Source organism: Sphingosinicella rhizophila (genome assembly GCF_032378825.1).
GTDB lineage: Bacteria > Pseudomonadota > Alphaproteobacteria > Sphingomonadales > Sphingomonadaceae > Allosphingosinicella > Allosphingosinicella rhizophila.
This window is the reverse complement of the sequence record NZ_JAVUPU010000005.1, coordinates 100,990-119,145: the sequence shown is the minus strand read 5'-3', so window position 1 is coordinate 119,145 and position 18,156 is coordinate 100,990. Positions and strand designations below refer to the sequence as shown.

Genomic DNA, 18,156 nt, shown 5'->3' with positions numbered 1-18,156 from the left:
CTGGCATCCTGGCTGCCAAGACCTTATCTTGCTGGCCATGCCGTTGCCCCGCCCTTCCTCCCCTCGCGCCCTCTGGGCGGACCTGCGCGCTTTCGCGGCGGAGCGGAGCCGGCATCAGTGGATCGCCGCCCTCCTAGCCATCACCATCCCGGTTGGCATCGTGACGGTTTTTCAGATCGACGCCCGCACGAATATCCAGCCGAGGGCGCAGATCTATTATGTCGACAGCTGGAGCGCGACACGCACCGACGCCGAGATCATCGCCGAGCAGAAAGCGGACCAGATCCGCCGGGAAAAAGCGATGAAGGAACGTCAGCGGCAATGGCAGAAGGTCGATCAGGATCTGAAGCGGCTGGGCATTTGACGTCCGACATCCGCTGGATGGAGGAAGCGATCGTGCTCGGCGAGCGCGGCCGCGGCCAGACCGCTCCCAACCCCTCCGTCGGCTGCGTGATCGTCAGGAACGGCGGCACCGTCGGCCGCGGCTGGACCCAGCCGGGCGGGCGGCCACATGCGGAGGCCGTCGCCCTTGCCGAGGCCGGTGCGCAAGCGCGGGGCGCCACGGCCTATGTGACTCTAGAACCCTGCGCGGTTCCAGGGCGGGGACCAGCCTGCGCGGATGCGCTGATCGAAGCGGGAATCGCCCGGGTCGTGGCGGCGATCTCCGATCCGTTTCACCACGTGAACGGAGACGGTTTCGACAAGTTGCGAGGCGCCGGCATAATCGTGGAGGTCGGCGCCTGCGCCGCGGAGGCGGAACGTTCGATGGCCGGATTCCTCACCCGCCAGCGACTCGGCCGTCCTTTCGTGACATTGAAACTGGCCATGTCGCTCGACGGCCGCATCGCCCTGCCGAGCGGCGAGAGTCGCTGGATCACCGGAGAGGAGGCGCGCACGGACGTTCATCGCGAACGCGCGCGCGCGGACATGATCCTGGTCGGTCGCGGCACCTATCAGGCGGATAGTCCATCGCTCGACATCCGGCTGGAAGGCTATGAAGATCGCGCGCCACGCCGCGCGCTCCTCACCGCAGGCGACGCACCGGAAGGCTGGGAGGCCATTCGTGCGCCGGAGGCGGTTGCCGCGCTGCCAGGCGTCAACGATTTGCTGGTCGAAGGCGGGGCCGGCGCGGCAGCGGCCTTCCTCGCGGCAGATCTTGTCGATCGGCTGCTCATCTATCGCGCGCCGATTCTGATCGGCGCCGGCAAATCCGCGATCGGCGACATCGGCCTTGCCTCGCTGGCCGAGGCCCACGGCCGCTGGAGCCTTGCCGAAACACGTATGCTTGGAATCGACAGGCTGGACGTCTACGAGCGCGTCCGAAGCTAGGATCCAGTCTATGTTCACGGGTATCATCACCGATATCGGCCGCATCGAGGCCGCCGAGCAGCGTGGTGATCTACGCCTGCGGATCTCCTGTCATTACGACATGGCGCGCGTCGATCTCGGTGCCTCGATCGCCTGTTCCGGCGTCTGCCTCACCGTCGTCGACAAGGGCGAGCATTGGTTCGCCGTCGACCTTTCCGCCGAAACGATCCTTCGCACCGCACCCGGCCTGTGGGAGGCCGGCAATAGCCTGAACCTCGAGCGCTCGCTCAAGCTTGGCGACGAGCTTGGCGGCCATATCGTGACCGGCCATGTCGACGGGGTGGGCGAGATCGAGGCCGCGGTCGATGTCGGCGGTTCGGTGCGTCTCGCCATCCTGGCCGGGCCCGCGGTCGAAGCCTATATAGCGCGCAAGGGCTCGGTCGCGCTCGATGGCGTGTCGCTGACCGTCAACGATGTCGAGACTTTGTCGGAAGGCGTTCGGTTCACGGTCAACATCATCCCGCACACCGCCCTTCAGACCAGCTTCGCCGACGTCCGGCCGGGGCGAAGGGTCAATATCGAGATCGACGTCCTGGCCCGTTACATCGGCCGCATGATGGAGCTTCGGCGCTGATGCCGCACGCATATCTTTCCTCCCCCGAAGAGCTGATCGACGAAGCCCGCAACGGGCGGATGTTCATCCTGGTCGACGACGAGGACCGGGAGAATGAGGGGGATCTGGTCATTCCGGCCCAGATGGCGACGCCCGATGCGATCAATTTCATGGCCAAGCATGGCCGCGGCCTGATCTGCCTGGCCCTGTCGAAGACCCGGGTCGAGCAACTCGGCCTGTCGCTGATGAGCCGCCACAATGGCACCCGTCACGAGACAGCCTTCACCACGTCGATCGAAGCCAAAGACGGCGTCACGACGGGCATTTCCGCCGCCGATCGGGCACGCACGATCGCGGTCGCCATCGATGCCGCCAAGGGACCGGAGCATATCGTGACCCCCGGCCACGTCTTCCCCCTGGTAGCCAAGGACGGCGGTGTGCTGATTCGTGCCGGCCACACCGAGGCCGCTGTCGATGTCGCCCGCCTCGCCGGCCTCAATCCATCGGGCGTGATCTGCGAGATCATGCGCGAGGACGGGACGATGGCGCGCATGGACGATCTGGTCGCCTTCGCCCAGCTTCACAATCTGAAGATCGGAACCATCAGGGATTTGATCGCCTATCGGCTGAAGAAGGATCATCTGGTCGAGGAGACCGCCGAGGCGGGCTTCGAAAGCATCTGGGGGGGGCGCTGGACGGCCAAGACGTTCCTCAACAAGGCGCTGGGCAGCGAACAGGTGGCGCTGGTCAAGGGTCAAATCGATCCGTCCCGGCCGACCTTGGTCCGGATGCATCAGCTCAGCCTGTTCGCCGACGCGTTCGGCGAGGTGAATGCGCGCAGCGGATTGCTGGCGGGCGCAATGAAGCTGATCGCCGAAGAAGGGTCAGGCGTGATCGTCGTTCTCAACCGCTCCGCGCCCAACGCCATTTCCAGCGCGCTCGACGTCCGGTCCGGCAAGACCCAGGCCGAGGATATGGAGTTGCTGCGCGATTATGGCGGCGGCGCCCAGATCCTGTCGGCGCTCGGCGTGCAGGACATGATCCTGCTCACCAATACCCATCATACACCCATAGCCCTGGGCGGCTATGGCCTCACTATCGTCGGCGAGCGGCCGATCCCCCAGAGTAAGGATTGAGATGGCCAGGCTCCTGATCGTCGAAGCGCGCTTCTACGGGCATTTGAACGATCTCCTGCTGGAAGGCGCGCAAGCGGCGATCGAGGCGGAAGGGCATAAGCATGACGTGGTCACCGTGCCCGGCGCACTCGAAATCCCCGCGGCGATCGCGCTGGCCGCGGAGACGGGCGGCTATGACGGCTTCGTCGCGCTGGGCGTCGTGATCCGCGGCGAAACCTATCATTTCGAAATCGTCGCGACCGAAAGCGCGCGGGGCATCATGGCCTTGACCCTTGACGGACTTGCGATCGGCAACGGCATCCTGACGGTGGAGGACGAGGCCCAGGCGCTTGTCCGCGCACGGCGCGACGACAAGGACAAAGGTGGCGAAGCCGCCAAGGCCGCGCTCGCCATGATGAAGTTGAAGCAGCGCTTCGCCTGACGATCCTTCCGCTGCGGGCGGGGCGCATGGCTGACGCCGACGCAGCTTCTAATATGCATGCGCGGTCGGCTTTAGGCGACCGTGCGCGCGTCCATTCGTCCATTCGTTGCGCGCTATCGGATATTCCGCCCGGTTCTAAAACATTCTAGCGGCTGCGTCCGGCATGATTCACCTTCGACCCGAGGCGCCCGCACGGACGGGCCGATTCGCCTTCACGGCGCTGATCGGTTCTAACCTGCTGCTCGCATTCGGTCCCTGGATGGTCCGGCTCGCCGATGTCGGCCCGGTCGCGGCCGGATTCTGGCGCCTCGCCATAGCCGCTCCCTTCCTTCTCATCCTGGCCGTTCGCGCCGGCAAGGGGCGCCCCCTGCCCTCGGTCGCCTTGCTCGGAATGGTTGTCCTGGGCGCGCTCTTCTTCGCAGCAGACCTTGCCGCATGGCATGCCGGGATCAGGATGACCAAGCTCGCCAACGCCGCCTTGTTCGGAAATTGCTCCAGCTTCCTTTTCCCGATCTACGGCTTTCTCATAGCGCGGGAACTGCCCCGTGCGTCGCAGAGCCTGGCCTTGCTTCTGGCCGGCTTCGGGACCTTCCTGCTGCTGGGATCGAGCTACGAGCTTTCCGGCGAGCATCTCCTCGGCGACATTCTCGCGTTGCTGGGCGGCATATTCTATTTCTTCTACCTCGTGGCGATCGACCGCGCCCGTCGCACGATGGCGCCGATGCCGGTCCTGGCCCTGGCGACGATCGCAGGGACGGTGCCGCTTCTGCTGTTCGCGCTCGCCCTCGGCGAGAAGATCATGCCGACCCAATGGACCCCGCTCATCCTCCTTTCGCTCGGCAGTCAGGTTCTCGGACAGGGCCTGCTTGTCTATGCGATCGCCTATCTCAGGCCGATCGTGGTCGGGATCGCCCTGCTGATCCAGCCCGTGGCGAACGCCATGATCGGATGGATCGGCTATGGCGAGGCGATGAGCGGTGTCGATATCGCCGGCGCGCTCATGATCTGTGTCGCGCTCGTGCTGATCCGCCTCCGCCAGCCTGGGGCGAGCCCGGTTCCGGCCAGTTGATGCTCGGCCGCTTGCATCCGGCCTGTCTCGGGATCATTGTCCGCACATGATCGAACCGGCGGAAATGACACTCGACGAGCTGCGGCTGGCGCTGGCCCCGCTGATCCCCGCCCATGCCGTCTTCGACGGCTGGGACAGGAAGGCACTGGACATGGCGGCGGCCGAACTCGGCGTACCGGCCGCGCGGGCCGGGCTCGCCTTTCCGCGCGGTGCAGTCGACATGATCGACGCCTGGTTCGATTCGATCGACCGGGGCATGGCCGCGGCTTATCCGCTCGAGCGGATCGAGGGGATGAAGATACGGGAGCGTATCCGCGACCTCGTCCTCCACCGGCTCGAGACGGCCGATCCGCACAGGGAGGCGCTGCGCCGCGCGCTGGCCATCCTGGCCTTGCCGCGAAACATGATCGAAGGGACGAGGCTGGCCTGGCGGGCGGCGGACCGGATGTGGCGGATCGCCGGCGATACGGCCACGGATTTCAATCATTACAGCAAGCGCACCATCCTGATGGGCGTTTACGGCTCGACGACGCTTGTCTTCCTCGACGATGGCAGCGAGGGCTTCGCCGCGACCCGTTCCTTTCTCGACCGCCGCATCGACGATGTCATGCGTTTCGAGAAGATGAAGGGGGAGTGGCGGCGCAGCAGCACGCGCCTGCCCAGCCTCAGCCGCTTCCTCGGCCGCCTTCGTTACCCAGCCGTCTGACCGGCTCCCCCGTCCGATTCTGCGGGGGCGGCGATCATTTTCCCGATGCTGCGGCGGGCCGGTCGTAAGGATGGGCCGTTCCTTCGACAGCGTCGCCGCGACGCGCTCCATCGCCTCCATCGCCCGCAGCAGATTGCCGCCGGCAAGCTTGCCGAGATCCTTGTCCGTCCAGCCGCGGCCGACCAGTTCGCGAAACAGCGCCGGATAGCGGTCCGTTCCTCCCAGGCCCTCAACGGCGGACCCGCCCGTGCCGTCGAGATCGGCGCCGATACCGACATGATCGCAGCCGGCAATGTCGCGGATATGCTCGATATGGTCCGCCACCTGAGCGATGGTCGCCTTAGACGTGACATGGCCCTGGTCCAAGGCGGCCATGGGCAAGTCAAATGCATATTGGAAAAGAGCCGAACCGGCGCGGCGTGAAAGACTATATCATGGCCGAGACAAAGCTGGTCTTTTCATGGCGATATTGATAATCAGTCGCATCAATCAGTCCGGCCTTATGATGATCCGATGAATGACCATATGAGTCTCAGTCTCGACCAATTGCCGTTTCACACGCCCGCCCGGGTCGTCGGGATCGACTGGCCCGCCCTTTCGGACAGCGATGCCCGGCGCCTCAGGAATCTCGGCTTCGACGAAGGCGTCGGCATCGAAGCGCTCCATGGCGCGCCCTTCGGCAGGGATCCGCTCGCGGTCCGGATCGGGCGCATGACGGTGGCGATGCGGCGCGCCCAGGCGCGCGCAGTCAGTGTGACGGTAGGCGCGGCCGGCGCATGACGACAATCCCGCTGGTGGCGGTGGTCGGCAACCCCAATGCCGGCAAGAGCGCCCTGTTCAACATGCTGACCGGCGCCCGGCAGAAGGTCGGCAATTATCCGGGCGTGACGGTAGAGCGCAAATCCGGCCGTATGAGCCTGGCGGACGGCCGGCCGGTGGAGCTTGTGGATCTCCCCGGTGCCTATAGTCTCGACACGTCCAGTCCCGACGAGCAGGTTACCCGCGACGTCGTCCTCGGCCGGCAGGAGGGCGAGCGGCTGCCCGACGCGTTGCTGGTCGTGCTGGACGCTACCAATCTGGACAATCACCTTCGCTTCGCGCTCCAGCTGATCGACCTGGGCGCGCCGGTGGTGATCGCGCTCAACATGATGGATCTGGCGCGCCGCGACGGACTCAATATCGATCCGGCCACCTTGGCCGCCGAACTGGGCGTGCCGGTGATCGAAACCGTGGCCGTGCGCCGGCGCGGACTCGAAGCGCTCAAGGAAGCGCTCAGCCTCGCCGTGACGAAGGAGCGGCAAGCGCCAACGCTCGATAGCGATTTCGTCCGGGTCCAGCGCCGCGCCCGCGCCATTGCGGCCGCGGCGACGGTGGCGGAGGGCCCGGCCAGGAGGTCGACTCATTATATCGACCGCATCGCCCTTCATCCCGTCGCCGGCCCGATCATCTTCACCCTCGTCATGTTTCTGATGTTCCAGGCTGTCTTCGCCTGGTCGGAGGCGCCGATCGGCTGGATCGAGGCGTTGGTCGCCGGCCTCCAGGGCGCCGTTTCGGCTCTGCTTCCTCAGGGCTGGCTTCGCTCGCTTCTGGTTGATGGCGTCCTCGGCGGGGTCGGCGCGGTTGTCGTCTTCCTGCCCCAGATCCTGATCCTGTTCCTGTTCATCCTCCTGCTGGAGGCGAGCGGCTACATGGTACGTGCGGCTTTCCTGATGGACAGGCTGATGGCCAAGGTCGGGCTGTCCGGCCATGCCTTCATTCCCCTGCTTTCCTCCTTCGCCTGCGCGGTTCCCGGCATCATGGCGACCCGCACGATCGAGGACCCCAAGCATCGCCTGACGACGATCCTGATCGCGCCGTTGATGACCTGTTCGGCGCGACTGCCTGTCTATGCGATCATCATCGGCGCCTTCATACCGGCGACCAGCATCGGCTGGGGCATCGGCCTGCAAGGGCTCGTCCTTTTCGGCCTCTACGCCGCCGGCATCGGCGGCGCCCTTGTCGCGGCGCTGCTGATTCGCAGGACGGTGGCGAAGGGAACGCATCAGGGCTTCCTCATGGAAATGCCCAAATATCAGCTGCCGCAGCTGCGCGACATCCTGATCGGCCTGTGGCAGCGCGCCCTCATCTTCCTCAAACGTGCCGGCACCATCATCCTCGTCTCGACGATCCTGCTCTGGGCCTTGCTGTCCTTTCCGCAGCCCCGCGCGGGCGAAAGCGTCCTCGACAGCTCGATCGCCGGCCGCATGGCGGCCGGCCTGGAGAAGGTCGTAGCGCCGGTCGGTTTCAACCATGAAATCGCGCTGGCATTGATCCCCGCCATGGCCGCGCGCGAAGTGGCCGTCGCGGCGCTCGCCACGGCTTATTCGATCGACGCCGAGGATGATGCCAAGACCGAAACCAGCCTGATCGAACAGCTTCGCGGGCGCTGGTCGCTGCCGACCGCGCTGGCCTTCCTCGCCTGGTTCGTGTTCGCGCCGCAATGCCTGTCCACGGTTGCGGTCACCCGCCGGGAGACCAACGGATGGAAATGGCCGGGCTTTATGCTCCTCTATCTCTTTACCCTCGCTTACGTGGCGGCGGGCCTGACCTACTGGACCGCTATCGGGCTCGGCCTTTAGCAGACTCGGCGCTTTCGCCGCCGGGCGAAGGGCGTTAATCAGGTCTCCAATCAGATGCGATCGGCGCCGGAAACCTCCCGGCGCGATCCAGCCGGGAGACGATGATGGCGGGCGTGAACAAGGTTATTTTGGTGGGCAATCTCGGCGACGATCCGGAAAGCCGCTCGCTCAACAATGGCGGCGAGGTCGTCAACCTCCGCGTCGCCACGTCGGAAAGCTGGAAGGATCGCGACGGCAACCGCCAGGAGCGGACAGAATGGCACCGGGTGGTCATCTTCAACGAGAATCTCGGCAAGGTCGCCAAGAGCTACCTGCGCAAAGGCTCCAAAGTCTATCTCGAGGGACAGCTGCAAACGCGCAAATGGCAGGACCAGTCCGGTGCCGACAAATATTCGACCGAGGTCGTGCTCCAGCGCTTCCGGGGCGAGCTCGTCCTGCTCGACGCCAAAGGCAGTGGCGGCGGCGGCGGTGGTGGATTTGGCGACGATATGAGCGGCGGCTATGATAGCGGTCCCAGCCGCCAGCAGTCACGGCCGGCGCCTGCTTTCGACAGCGACCTGGACGACGACGTTCCTTTCTGAGCCCGGCCTTTCCGAGCCGGGATTCTTGATCGGAGCGCCCGTCCACCCGTTCGGCATGCGTGCGGACGGATTTCCCTATGCGATCGAGAGGGGCGTCAGGGCTTCATCTTGTCCCGAAGCGCAGCGAGGGCGCCGAACGGACCGGCTTCCTCCTCGCTCTTGACCCCCGCATCCCGGAGCACAGCTTCGGCAATCGGCGCGCGCGGATAGGGATCGAGGGCGAGCGACAGCGTCTGCGCCACGGCCTCGCCGATATCGACGTTCCCGCCTTCGAAGAAGATCACGTCCATCTCCGCTTCGGCGAGCTCCACCTCCTCCTCCGCTGCCCCCGGTTCCGGCGGCGGCCGGAACGAAAGCGCGAACGGCTCCGCGATTTCCGTTTCCACCGCCTCACCGGTGACGACGCAGCTCTGGGCGACCGCGGCGCTCAACGATCCTTGAGCCGTCACCGTCTCCTCGCTGCGGCTGAGGGCGACCTCGGCCGTGAGACGGTCAAGGCCGGCAAGATCGAAGCGGCGGGCGAGCGCCCGCTTTTCCCCTTCGTCGGCCTCGATGGCGATTCGGCGTGGTGCCTCGCTCAATGAGTCGATGCGGACGGGACGGCTGAATTCGGGCTGGTCGGTCATGGCGTCGGCAATTGTCCCGCAACGATCCGGTCGGCCGGGAGGGCATCCAGCGCGACCTGGAATTGCCGCAGGCGCACGCTGACCGTTCGGAGGGCCTCCGGCGACGGGGGCGATTCCCGGAAGATGTTGCGGCCGACCGCGCCTTCGAGCGCGCCCTCGTCCGCACCGCCATCGCGGAAGGCCGAGAGCCGGCCGCCAAGCGCGCCCATCATCCGGCCGACATGCTTGCCCACCACGAAATCGCCGATGCCGATCTGGCGGAGCGTTCCATCCATGTCGGCGACGAAGGTCTCCGTCAGCAGCACCGAATCATCCCGGCAGCGATCGCCCTCGCGCTCCAGTCGGATCAGCACCAGCGCGAGGACCGCCGCCACCATGTCGAAGCGACCGTCGATCGTATCCGGCACCTGTCCTTCGCGATACCAGCGGGGATCGCGTGCGGCGGCCACGATCGCCCCATAGAGCGGAGCGAGTCGATCGCGTTCGCGCCGATCGCCGAATATGCGGGTGATGAAGGACAATTGTTTGCTCCGAAGGGAAAGGACGCAGACTTGCGCCGTTCGTCTGTTGTCGGATATTGGGGTCTCTTATTCCTCCCTGCAAGGAGGGTGTCGGCGCGTCGTTGTGCGCCGGCTGTTTTCAGGAGATATTCCTCTATGATCCTCGGGCAAGGACGAAGCTTGGTCTTGACGACCCTGGCTGCTGCGGGGCTGCTGGTTGGCGGCTGCGCGAATATCAGGGACCAGCAAGGCTATATCGTCGATGAAACCCTGGTGGCCTCGGTCCAGCCCGGCGTCGACAATCGCGACTCGGTGCAGGCCACGCTCGGCCGTCCGACCTTCACGGGCCAGTTCAACACCAACGAATGGTATTATGTGTCGCGTCAGACCAAGAATCTGGCCTTCAATTCGCCGCGTCCGGCGCGTCAGACCGTGCTCCGCATCACTTTCGACGAGGCCGGCAATGTCACCGCGGTCGACCGGCGGGGCCTGGAACAGGTGGTGTCGATCGATCCCATGGGCGACAAGACGCCGACCCTCGGTCGGGACAAGAGCTTCTTCGAGGAATTGTTCGGCAATATCGGTGCCGTTGGCGCCGGCGGCATGGCCGGCCAGGATCCCAACAACCCGAGATAGCGCGCCTCTTCAGGCGGAGGCTGGCCTCAGCGTACGATCTCGCCGGCGGCGAGCACCGCCAGCGTGACCAGTTCCGATGCAGTCGCAGTCATGGCCGCCACCTGGACCGGCTGTTCCATGCCGACCAGAATCGGGCCGATCATGGCATCGCCGCCCAGTTCCTTGAGCAGCTTCGCTGCGATATTCGCCGATTGCAGGCCCGGCATGATCAGGATGTTGGCCGGGCCCGTCAGCCGGCTGAACGGATAGATGCGCTGCATCGTCGGGTTGAGCGCGACGTCCGCCGGCATTTCGCCTTCATATTCGAAATCGACCGGTCCCTGATCGAGCAGCTGCACGGCGTCGCGTATATTGTCGAGGAATGCGCCTTCGGGATTGCCGAAAGTGGAATAAGACAGGAAAGCGACGCGGGGTTCATGGCCCATCCGCCGGGCCACGGCAGCGGTCTGCACGGCGATCGCGGCCAGCTGGTCCGCGCTCGGACGCTCGCTGACGGTGGTGTCCGCCATGAAGACCGTATGGCTCTTGCCCACCAGAATATGGATCCCGAAAGGCGTGACCCCGGGCTTGGGATCCAGTACGCGCCGGATCTGGCGAATGGTCTGGGCGTAGGGCCGGGTGACGCCGCTGATCATCACGTCGGCTTCGCCCAGCGCGATCAGCAACGACGCGAAGGTGTTGCGGTCCTGATTGACCATCCGTTCGATCTCGCGGTGCAGATAGCCGCGCCGCTGCAGCCGCCGGTAGAGCAGGTCGACCATCTCCGGCACGCGCTTGTAGGTGCGGCTGTTGAAGAGAGGATAGCTTTCCGGATCGTCGACGCCGAGCGCGCGAAGGCGGTCATATACGTCGTCGCGGCCGACCAGGATCGGAATGCCGTAGCCGCCCTCGCGGAAGGCGATGGCGGCATTGAGGACGACCGCTTCCTCACCTTCGGCGAACAGCACCCGCTTCGGATTGGCGCGCGCCGCCTCATAGGCAAGCGAGAGGACGGAGGTGGTGGGATTCAGCCGCGACTTGAGGATGTTGCGATAGACGGTCATGTCCTTGATCGGGAATTGGGCGACGCCGCTGTCCATCGCCGCCTGCGCCACCGCCGCCGGCACGATCTCCATCAGCCGTGGGTCGAACGGGGCGGGGATGATATAATCGGGCCCGAAACTCTGCGCCTTGCCGCCATAAGCGGCGGCCACTTCCTCGGGCACCTGCTGGCGGGCGAGACTGGCGAGGGCCTGGGCCGCGGCGATCTTCATCGGATCGTTGATGGTCGTGGCGCGCACGTCCAGAGCGCCTCGGAACAGGAAGGGAAAGCCCAGCACGTTGTTGACCTGGTTCGGATAATCGGATCGGCCCGTGGCAATGATCGCGTCCGGCCGCGCCGCCTTGGCCTCGGGCGGCGAAATCTCCGGATCCGGATTGGCCATGGCGAAGATGATCGGCTTGGCCGCCATCGCCATGACCATCTCGGGCTTGAGCGCGCCGGCCGCGGACAGGCCGAGGAAGATGTCGGCCCCGGCCAGCGCCTCGGCGAGTGTGCGCCGGTCGGTCTTGACGGCATGGGCCGATTTCCATTGGTCGAGATCGTCTCGGCCCTGGTAGATCACGCCCTTGCGATCGCACATCAGCACATGGTCGTGAGGAACGCCCATCGACTTGATCAGCTCGGTGCAGGCGATGGCGGCCGCGCCCGCGCCGTTCACGACCACGCGCACCTCCTTCATGTCGCGGCCGGTGAGGTAGCAGGCGTTGATGACCCCGGCCGCGGTGATGATGGCGGTGCCATGCTGGTCGTCGTGGAAGACCGGTATGTTCATGCGTTCGCGCAGCGTCTGCTCGATGATGAAGCAGGCGGGCGCGGCGATATCCTCGAGGTTGATGCCGCCGAAGCTCGGCTCCATCAGGGCCACGGCGTTGATGAATGCGTCGCTGTCTTCCGTCGCCAGTTCGATGTCGATCGCATCGACGTCGGCGAAGCGCTTGAACAACACCGCTTTGCCTTCCATCACCGGCTTGGCGGCGAGCGCGCCCAGATTGCCGAGACCGAGTATGGCGGTGCCGTTCGAGATGACGGCGACCAGATTTCCCTTGGCCGTATAATCATAGGCGCATCCCGGGTTTTCGGCGATGGCGCGCACGGGCACGGCAACGCCGGGAGAATAAGCGAGGCTGAGGTCGCGCTGGGTCGCCATCGGCTTGGAGGCGACGATCTCGATCTTTCCCGGCCGCCCCTGGGAATGGAACAAGAGCGCTTCCTGCTCGGAAAATTTGACATTGCTGCCGTCGTTCATCGTTGCTCTCTCCCTGATTCCGGATGCTCTAGGGCCCAGATCTGATCCTCACAATGGCCGCGGCCCCGCGAATTTTCCGAGCCGGCGGCGCTGCAACGGCAGATGAGGCGTCATCGTGACGAGCCCATGACCGCGGCGGCGCGCGGCGGCCGGCGCGGAATCGGAACGAACCCGTGGACTTCAGGGCTGACGGCCGGGCGCAGAAGCCCTATCGCTGCATCATGGCGACCAAGATGAAGACGGAGAGCGGGCCGACGCCGATGATGGCGCAATATCTTGCGCTGAAGGCGGAGGCGCAGGACTGCCTCCTTTTCTATCGCATGGGTGATTTCTTCGAATTGTTCTTCGACGATGCCAAGGCGGCGGCGGCCTGCCTGGACATCGCCCTGACGGCGCGCGGCGAGCATCTGGGCGAACCGATTCCGATGTGCGGTGTGCCGGTCCATGCCGCGGAAGCCTATCTCGCCCGGCTGATCCGCGGCGGCTTCCGCGTCGCGATCGCGGAGCAGACGGAGAATCCGTCCGAAGCGCGGAAACGCGGGTCGAAAGCGGTGGTGAACCGCGCGATCGTCCGGGTCGTGACAGCCGGCACGTTGACCGAGGAGGCCCTGCTCGACTCGCGGTCGGCAAACTGGCTGGCGGCCGTTGCACGGGTCGGCGACAGCTACGGCATCGCCGCCGCGGACATTTCCACCGGCCGTTTCGAACTTGGCTCGGTCGAGAGCGCCGCTTTGGATGCCGAACTGGCACGGTTGGGCGCGGCGGAGATCGTTGCGCCCATCGCCCTGCTTGGTGTCGACGTGCAGGAGAGGCAACATGGTTTCGACAGTATCGCGGCGGAGCGCCGGCTGAAGGCGCGTTTCGAAGTCGCGACCCTTGACGGGTTCGGCAGCTTCGATCGCCCTGCGCTCGCCGCCGCCGGCGGCCTGCTTTCCTATCTGGACGAGGTGGCACGCGAATCGCTCCCCTTCCTCCGTCCCCCGGTGGCGCGATCCCCCGGCGATCATATGCTGATCGACGCGGCGACGCGGGAAAGTCTGGAGCTCAACATCTCGGCCGGCGGTACCCGGGCCGGCAGCCTGCTCGCCGCCGTCGACCGCTGCGTTACCGGTGCGGGCGCCCGGCTCCTCGCGGCGGATCTGGGCGCGCCGCTCCTCGACAGGGCGGCGATCGAGGATAGGCTCGATCTCGTCGCTTTGTTCGAAGGCGATGCCGGCGGCCGCGATGCACTGCGCCGTCAGTTGAAGGCGCTGCCGGATCTGGGTCGGGCGCTCGGCCGGTTGGCGGCGGGCCGGGGCGGCCCGCGCGATCTGGCCCAGCTCCGCGACGGTCTGGGCGAAGCACGACGTCTCCACGACCGGCTCGCAGCTCTCTCGGACAAGCCGGCCTTGCTGGCCCGTCTGCTGCCCGCGCTGACCGGGCATGGCGATCTCGTCGATCTCTACGCCCGCGCCCTGGTTCCGGCGCCTCCGCTCGACGCGTCGCAAGGCGGCTATATCGCCGAAGGCTATGATGCCGCGCTGGACGATCTGCGCGCGACCGGTGGGGAGGGGCGGCGCGCGATCGCGGGTCTCGAGGCCCGCTATCGCCAGCAAACAGGAATTGCCGTGCTCAAGATCCGGCACAATGCCGTGCTCGGCTACCATATCGAGGTGCCTGCCCGTCATGCCGACCGGCTGATGACGGCAGAATCGGGCTTTACCCACCGCCAGACGCTGGCCGGCGTGGTCCGCTTCAACGCGCCCGACCTTCACGACCAGGCGCTTCGTGTGGGTCAGGCGGGGGCGCATGCCCTCGCCGCTGAATCCGCTCATTTGGAGGAACTGATCGCCGCCGCCTTGGCGCGCGCCGAGACGATCTCGGACGCGGCCGACGCACTGGCGCGGCTCGACGTGGCTTCGGCACTGGCCGAGCGGTCGGCGGAGGGCGGCTGGTGCCGCCCGCAATTCGTGCCACAACCATGTTTCGAGGTCGAAAGCGGCCGTCATCCGGTCGTGGAGGACGCCTTGCGCGCGTCGGGTGCCCGCTTCGTCGCCAATGATTGCGGTCTGTCCGAGGATGAGCGGCTGTGGCTTGTGACCGGACCCAACATGGGCGGCAAATCGACCTTCCTGCGTCAGAACGCCCTGATCGTCCTGCTTGCCCAGGCCGGCTCCTTCGTTCCCGCGGCCAAAGCGACATTGGGCCTGGTCGATCGCCTGTTCAGCCGCGTGGGCGCCTCCGACAATCTGGCTCGTGGGCGTTCCACCTTCATGGTCGAAATGGTGGAAACCGCTGCGATCCTGGCTCAGGCCACCGAGCGCAGCTTCGTCATCCTCGACGAAGTCGGGCGCGGCACCTCCACCTATGACGGCCTCGCCATCGCCTGGGCGGTGGTGGAGGCAATTCATGATCGCAATCGCTGCAGATGCCTCTTCGCAACCCATTATCACGAGCTGACCCGGCTCGCCGAACGCCTGGACGCTCTGTCGCTCCACCATGTCCGGGCCCGGGAATGGAAGGGTGAACTCGTCTTCCTGCATGAAGTGGCGAAAGGGCCTGCCGATCGTAGCTACGGCCTTGCCGTCGCCAAGCTGGCGGGCCTGCCGCCGCCAGTCCTCGGCCGCGCCCGCTCGGTCCTTGCCAAGCTGGAAGAAGGCCGCGCCGCAACCGGCGGTATCGCCGCCGGGCTCGACGACCTGCCGCTGTTCGCCGCTGCCCAGGAGGCTGCGGAGGCGGTGCCCGACCCTGTCCAGGCGGCGCTAGACGACGTCGATGCCGACGCGCTGACCCCGCGCGAGGCGCTCGAATTCGTCTATCGGTTGAAGCAGATCGCGGCGGAGCAAGGTTGATGGCCGCCCGCTTCGCCCACATTCCGAATCGCCGCTCCATCATCGACCGGCGCGCGCTTGCCGATCAGCTTGCCGCGATGGACGGCGAGGTCCAGGCGCGCCGGGCCGCCGCGACCCGCATCCTCAAGCAGGCGCTGGCCGATGGCCGCACGGAAATAGCCAGACGGGTAGAGGAAAAGCCTTACCAGGGAACGGAAACGGCCGCGGCTTACGCTTTCCTGACGGACCAGATCCTCCGGCTGGTCCATGATTTCGCGGTCACCCACCTCTATCCGCTCAGCAATCCAACCGCCTCCGAGCGGCTGCTTCTGGTGGCGGTCGGCGGCTATGGCCGGGGCGAGATGGCGCTTCATTCGGATGTCGACATCGCCTTCGTGACCCCCTGGAAGCCGACCGGATGGACCGAGCAGGCGATCGAATCGATCCTCTATCTTCTCTGGGATCTTGGCCTGAAGATCGGCCATGCCAGCCGTTCCATCGACGATATGCTCCGCGTCGCGGCCGGCGATCATACGGTTCGGACGGCGATCCTGGAGATGCGCTACCTGTGGGGAGACGAGCCTTTGTTCGAGGAGTTGCAGGCCCGCTTCTGGAAGGAAGTGGTCGGCAGCAAGGCCAGGCAGTTCGTCACGGAAAAACTGGAGGAACGCAATGCGCGGCACGAGCGGATGGGGGACAGCCGCTATGTGGTCGAGCCTAACGTCAAGGAGGGCAAAGGCGCGTTGCGCGATCTCCACACGCTCTACTGGATCGGCAAATATGCCTACCGGGTGAGGAACGTCGCGGAGCTCGTCGATGTCGGCCTGCTTTCCGCCCAGGAGCTGCGCCAGTTCCAGCGCGCCGAACGATTTCTGTGGGCGGTGCGCTGCAATCTCCATCTCGCCGCCGGGCGAGCCGAGGAAAGGCTGACCTTCGGTTATCAGCGCGAGATCGCCGAGCGGATGCATTATGCGGATCGTCCGGGGCGGTCGCCGGTCGAACGTTTCATGCGCCACTATTTCCTGAACGCTAAGTTGGTTGGCGATCTCACCGGCATCTTTCTTGCCCATCTCGACGAGAAGTTCGCCAATCAGGGCCGCCGCTTCGGGCTTCCGGCTCTGCTGCGCCGGCCTCGCAAGCTCGACGGTTTCGTGCTCGATCGCGGACGGCTGGCGCTGCCGCGCGACGATTTCTTCGAAGAGGATCCGGTCCGCCTCGTCCAATTGTTCGCTCTCGCCGACCGGCACGGCCTCGAAATCCATCCGCTGACCATGCGGGCGGCGGGACGCGACTCCCGCCTCATCGGCGCCAAGGTCCGCTCCGACCCCCGCGCCAACCATTTGTTCCTCGACGTGTTGACCAGTCCGCGCGATCCGGAAACGGTGCTCAGATGGATGAACGAGGCCGGCGTGTTCGGCCGCTTCATGCCGGATTTCGGCCGCGTCGTCGCGCAGATGCAGTTCGACATGTATCATCATTATACGGTCGACGAGCATACCATCCGGGCGATCGGCCTGCTCGCCCGCATCGAACAGGGGATGCTCAAGGAAGATCATCCGCTCGCGACCAGCCTGTTCAAGCATGTCGCGTCGCGGCGGGTCCTCTACGTCGCCGTCCTGCTTCACGATATCGCCAAGGGGAGGGGCGGCGATCATAGCGTGCTCGGCGCGGACGTCGCGCGCACCCTTTGTCCGCGCCTCGGCCTGAGCGGCGCCGAAACCGAGACCGTCGCATGGCTCGTGCGCTGGCACCTGCTGATGTCGGCCACGGCATTCAAGCGCGATCTTACGGATCCCAAGACGGTGATCGATTTCGTCGAGCGCGTGAAGAGCCTGGAGCGGCTTCGGCTCCTCTTCCTGCTGACCGTGGTGGATATCCGCGCGGTCGGGCCGGGAGTCTGGAACAGCTGGAAGCGCCAGCTGCTGCGCGACTTGTTCGAACAGGCCGAAGAGATACTCCGTCTGGGCCATAAGCAGAAGGGCAGACGGGAGCGGATCGCCGCGGTCCAGGCGGAGCTGGCCGAACGATTGGGCTGGGACGAAAGCCGCTTCGGCAGCCTGACGTCGCGGCTACCCGACAGTTATTGGCTTTCCGAGCCGATCCAGGTCCTGGAACGTAACGCGCTCTACGTCGATTCCGCCGACCGTGCGCCGGCCAAGGCGCGACCGCTTTCGACGTCGGTGCACGAGGAACGCGGCGCCACCCTCGTGACCATTTATGTCAAGGACGAACCCGGCCTTTTCTATCGCGTCACGGGCGCGATCAGCCTGGCGGGCGGGAACATCATCGACGCCCGCATCCACACCACCATGGATGGCATGGCGCTCGACAATTTCCTGGTCCAGTCAGGCGGTGGCGGACCACTCACCGACCGGCACCAGCTGCGCCGGCTGGACGAAGCGGTGGCGGCTGCCGTTGGAGGGCAGGAGCCGCTTATGGACCGGCTGGAGGCGAAGGCGCTGCGCCTGCCACGGGCGGACGCCTTTCCAATCGAGCCCAACGTGTTCGTCGATAATGTCGCATCCAACCGCTATACGGTCGTGGAGGTCAATGCCCGCGACCGGGCGGCGCTGCTCAGCAGCCTCGCTCTGGCCTTCTTCCAGTCAAAGGCGACAATCCATTCCGCCCATATCGCCACCTACGGCGAGCGCGCCGTCGACGTCTTCTATGTCACCGATATGCAGGGCCAGAAGATCGAGAATCCGGCGCGGCTGAAAAGCCTTCAGGCACGGTTGCTGAAGTCGGCCGAACGCGATGCGGACGCCAAGAACGAAGCGGCCTGATCCGATTCCTCACTGTATCGAAGGCCCCCGCCATCCTGGATGGGGGCCATCGATCGAATGG

General features: G+C 65.7%; 16 protein-coding genes and 1 pseudogene. 13 read left to right on the top strand and 4 right to left on the bottom strand.

Translation table 11 applies throughout. The annotated features are described in order from the left end of the window. Positions 1 to 37: 37 nt before the first annotated feature. The 7 genes from RQX22_RS11205 (at position 38) to RQX22_RS11175 (ending at position 5,253) form a co-directional block, all read left to right on the top strand. Positions 38 to 364, top strand: coding sequence for a hypothetical protein (locus tag RQX22_RS11205; RefSeq protein ID WP_315726517.1), 327 nt, complete (start codon positions 38 to 40; stop codon positions 362 to 364). Further along, positions 361 to 1,329: a bifunctional diaminohydroxyphosphoribosylaminopyrimidine deaminase/5-amino-6-(5-phosphoribosylamino)uracil reductase RibD gene (ribD, locus tag RQX22_RS11200; protein ID WP_410001633.1), complete on the top strand. Its 969-nt coding sequence runs from the start codon at positions 361 to 363 to the stop codon at positions 1,327 to 1,329. The genes RQX22_RS11205 and ribD overlap by 4 nt, the downstream gene beginning before the upstream one ends. A 10-nt stretch (positions 1,330 to 1,339) precedes the next feature. Further along, positions 1,340 to 1,942 (top strand): riboflavin synthase, encoded by a 603-nt coding sequence (locus RQX22_RS11195; protein ID WP_315726515.1) that lies wholly within the window; start codon positions 1,340 to 1,342, stop codon positions 1,940 to 1,942. Continuing rightward, entirely contained in the window at positions 1,942 to 3,057 is a 1,116-nt protein-coding gene (gene ribB, locus RQX22_RS11190) for a 3,4-dihydroxy-2-butanone-4-phosphate synthase (protein ID WP_315726513.1), read from the top strand. The genes RQX22_RS11195 and ribB overlap by 1 nt, the downstream gene beginning before the upstream one ends. Position 3,058: 1 nt before the next feature. Then, entirely contained in the window at positions 3,059 to 3,478 is a 420-nt protein-coding gene (gene ribH, locus RQX22_RS11185) for a 6,7-dimethyl-8-ribityllumazine synthase (RefSeq protein WP_315726511.1), read from the top strand. A gap of 163 nt (positions 3,479 to 3,641) precedes the next feature. Continuing rightward, positions 3,642 to 4,547, top strand: a complete 906-nt coding sequence (locus RQX22_RS11180; RefSeq protein ID WP_315726509.1) for a DMT family transporter — start codon at positions 3,642 to 3,644, stop codon at positions 4,545 to 4,547. 46 nt (positions 4,548 to 4,593) lie between these two features. Beyond that, a complete protein-coding gene (locus RQX22_RS11175; RefSeq protein WP_315726507.1) occupies positions 4,594 to 5,253 on the top strand; it encodes a COQ9 family protein in 660 nt (219 codons plus the stop codon). Positions 5,254 to 5,427: 174 nt separating this feature from the next. Here RQX22_RS11175 and RQX22_RS11170 read toward each other — a convergent pair. Continuing rightward, positions 5,428 to 5,628 (bottom strand): annotated as a pseudogene (locus RQX22_RS11170) (membrane dipeptidase); the annotation flags it as partial. Positions 5,629 to 5,766: 138 nt separating this feature from the next. On the opposite strand from RQX22_RS11170, the gene RQX22_RS11165 reads away from it, so the two are divergent. The 3 genes from RQX22_RS11165 (at position 5,767) to ssb (ending at position 8,452) form a co-directional block, all read left to right on the top strand. Beyond that, positions 5,767 to 6,033 (top strand): FeoA family protein, encoded by a 267-nt coding sequence (locus tag RQX22_RS11165; RefSeq protein ID WP_315726505.1) that lies wholly within the window; start codon positions 5,767 to 5,769, stop codon positions 6,031 to 6,033. Beyond that, positions 6,030 to 7,871, top strand: a complete 1,842-nt coding sequence (gene feoB, locus RQX22_RS11160) for a ferrous iron transporter B (protein WP_315726503.1) — start codon at positions 6,030 to 6,032, stop codon at positions 7,869 to 7,871. The genes RQX22_RS11165 and feoB overlap by 4 nt, the downstream gene beginning before the upstream one ends. A 101-nt stretch (positions 7,872 to 7,972) precedes the next feature. Continuing rightward, positions 7,973 to 8,452 carry a single-stranded DNA-binding protein gene (gene ssb, locus RQX22_RS11155; RefSeq protein WP_315726501.1) on the top strand — a complete coding sequence of 160 codons (480 nt, stop codon included), beginning with the start codon at positions 7,973 to 7,975 and terminating at the stop codon, positions 8,450 to 8,452. A 95-nt stretch (positions 8,453 to 8,547) separates the two neighbouring features. Here the strand turns inward: ssb and RQX22_RS11150 are convergent, their stop codons facing one another. Both RQX22_RS11150 and RQX22_RS11145 read right to left on the bottom strand, forming a co-directional pair. After that, positions 8,548 to 9,078 (bottom strand): YceD family protein, encoded by a 531-nt coding sequence (locus RQX22_RS11150; RefSeq protein WP_315726500.1) that lies wholly within the window; start codon positions 9,076 to 9,078, stop codon positions 8,548 to 8,550. Next, positions 9,075 to 9,599, bottom strand: a complete 525-nt coding sequence (locus RQX22_RS11145; protein ID WP_315726498.1) for a ubiquinol-cytochrome C chaperone family protein — start codon at positions 9,597 to 9,599, stop codon at positions 9,075 to 9,077. Before RQX22_RS11145 ends, RQX22_RS11150 begins: the two co-directional genes overlap by 4 nt. A 135-nt stretch (positions 9,600 to 9,734) precedes the next feature. Here RQX22_RS11145 and RQX22_RS11140 point away from each other — a divergent pair, with 135 nt between their 5' ends. Continuing rightward, positions 9,735 to 10,214 (top strand): outer membrane protein assembly factor BamE, encoded by a 480-nt coding sequence (locus RQX22_RS11140; protein WP_315726496.1) that lies wholly within the window; start codon positions 9,735 to 9,737, stop codon positions 10,212 to 10,214. 26 nt (positions 10,215 to 10,240) lie between these two features. Here RQX22_RS11140 and RQX22_RS11135 read toward each other — a convergent pair whose 3' ends face one another. Beyond that, entirely contained in the window at positions 10,241 to 12,502 is a 2,262-nt protein-coding gene (locus RQX22_RS11135; protein ID WP_315726494.1) for an NADP-dependent malic enzyme, read from the bottom strand. A gap of 221 nt (positions 12,503 to 12,723) precedes the next feature. Here RQX22_RS11135 and mutS point away from each other — a divergent pair, with 221 nt between their 5' ends. Further along, positions 12,724 to 15,333 carry a DNA mismatch repair protein MutS gene (gene mutS, locus RQX22_RS11130; protein WP_410001638.1) on the top strand — a complete coding sequence of 870 codons (2,610 nt, stop codon included), beginning with the start codon at positions 12,724 to 12,726 and terminating at the stop codon, positions 15,331 to 15,333. Then, a complete protein-coding gene (locus tag RQX22_RS11125) occupies positions 15,333 to 18,095 on the top strand; it encodes a [protein-PII] uridylyltransferase (RefSeq protein ID WP_315726492.1) in 2,763 nt (920 codons plus the stop codon). The genes mutS and RQX22_RS11125 overlap by 1 nt, the downstream gene beginning before the upstream one ends. The last annotated feature ends 61 nt before the right edge of the window (positions 18,096 to 18,156 follow it).

What these genes read in the sequence shown, in the direction of transcription:
- RQX22_RS11150 (WP_315726500.1), bottom strand. Translation starts at nt 9,078, where the DNA reads ATGACCGACCAGCCCGAATTCAGCCGTCCCGTCCGCATCGACTCATTG.
- RQX22_RS11135 (WP_315726494.1), bottom strand. Translation starts at nt 12,502, where the DNA reads ATGAACGACGGCAGCAATGTCAAATTTTCCGAGCAGGAAGCGCTCTTG.
- RQX22_RS11205 (WP_315726517.1), top strand. Translation starts at nt 38, where the DNA reads ATGCCGTTGCCCCGCCCTTCCTCCCCTCGCGCCCTCTGGGCGGACCTG.
- ssb (WP_315726501.1), top strand. Translation starts at nt 7,973, where the DNA reads ATGATGGCGGGCGTGAACAAGGTTATTTTGGTGGGCAATCTCGGCGAC.
- ribH (WP_315726511.1), top strand. Translation starts at nt 3,059, where the DNA reads ATGGCCAGGCTCCTGATCGTCGAAGCGCGCTTCTACGGGCATTTGAAC.
- RQX22_RS11180 (WP_315726509.1), top strand. Translation starts at nt 3,642, where the DNA reads ATGATTCACCTTCGACCCGAGGCGCCCGCACGGACGGGCCGATTCGCC.
- RQX22_RS11140 (WP_315726496.1), top strand. Translation starts at nt 9,735, where the DNA reads ATGATCCTCGGGCAAGGACGAAGCTTGGTCTTGACGACCCTGGCTGCT.
- mutS (WP_410001638.1), top strand. Translation starts at nt 12,724, where the DNA reads ATGGCGACCAAGATGAAGACGGAGAGCGGGCCGACGCCGATGATGGCG.
- RQX22_RS11165 (WP_315726505.1), top strand. Translation starts at nt 5,767, where the DNA reads ATGAATGACCATATGAGTCTCAGTCTCGACCAATTGCCGTTTCACACG.
- feoB (WP_315726503.1), top strand. Translation starts at nt 6,030, where the DNA reads ATGACGACAATCCCGCTGGTGGCGGTGGTCGGCAACCCCAATGCCGGC.
- ribB (WP_315726513.1), top strand. Translation starts at nt 1,942, where the DNA reads ATGCCGCACGCATATCTTTCCTCCCCCGAAGAGCTGATCGACGAAGCC.
- RQX22_RS11125 (WP_315726492.1), top strand. Translation starts at nt 15,333, where the DNA reads ATGGCCGCCCGCTTCGCCCACATTCCGAATCGCCGCTCCATCATCGAC.
- RQX22_RS11195 (WP_315726515.1), top strand. Translation starts at nt 1,340, where the DNA reads ATGTTCACGGGTATCATCACCGATATCGGCCGCATCGAGGCCGCCGAG.
- RQX22_RS11175 (WP_315726507.1), top strand. Translation starts at nt 4,594, where the DNA reads ATGATCGAACCGGCGGAAATGACACTCGACGAGCTGCGGCTGGCGCTG.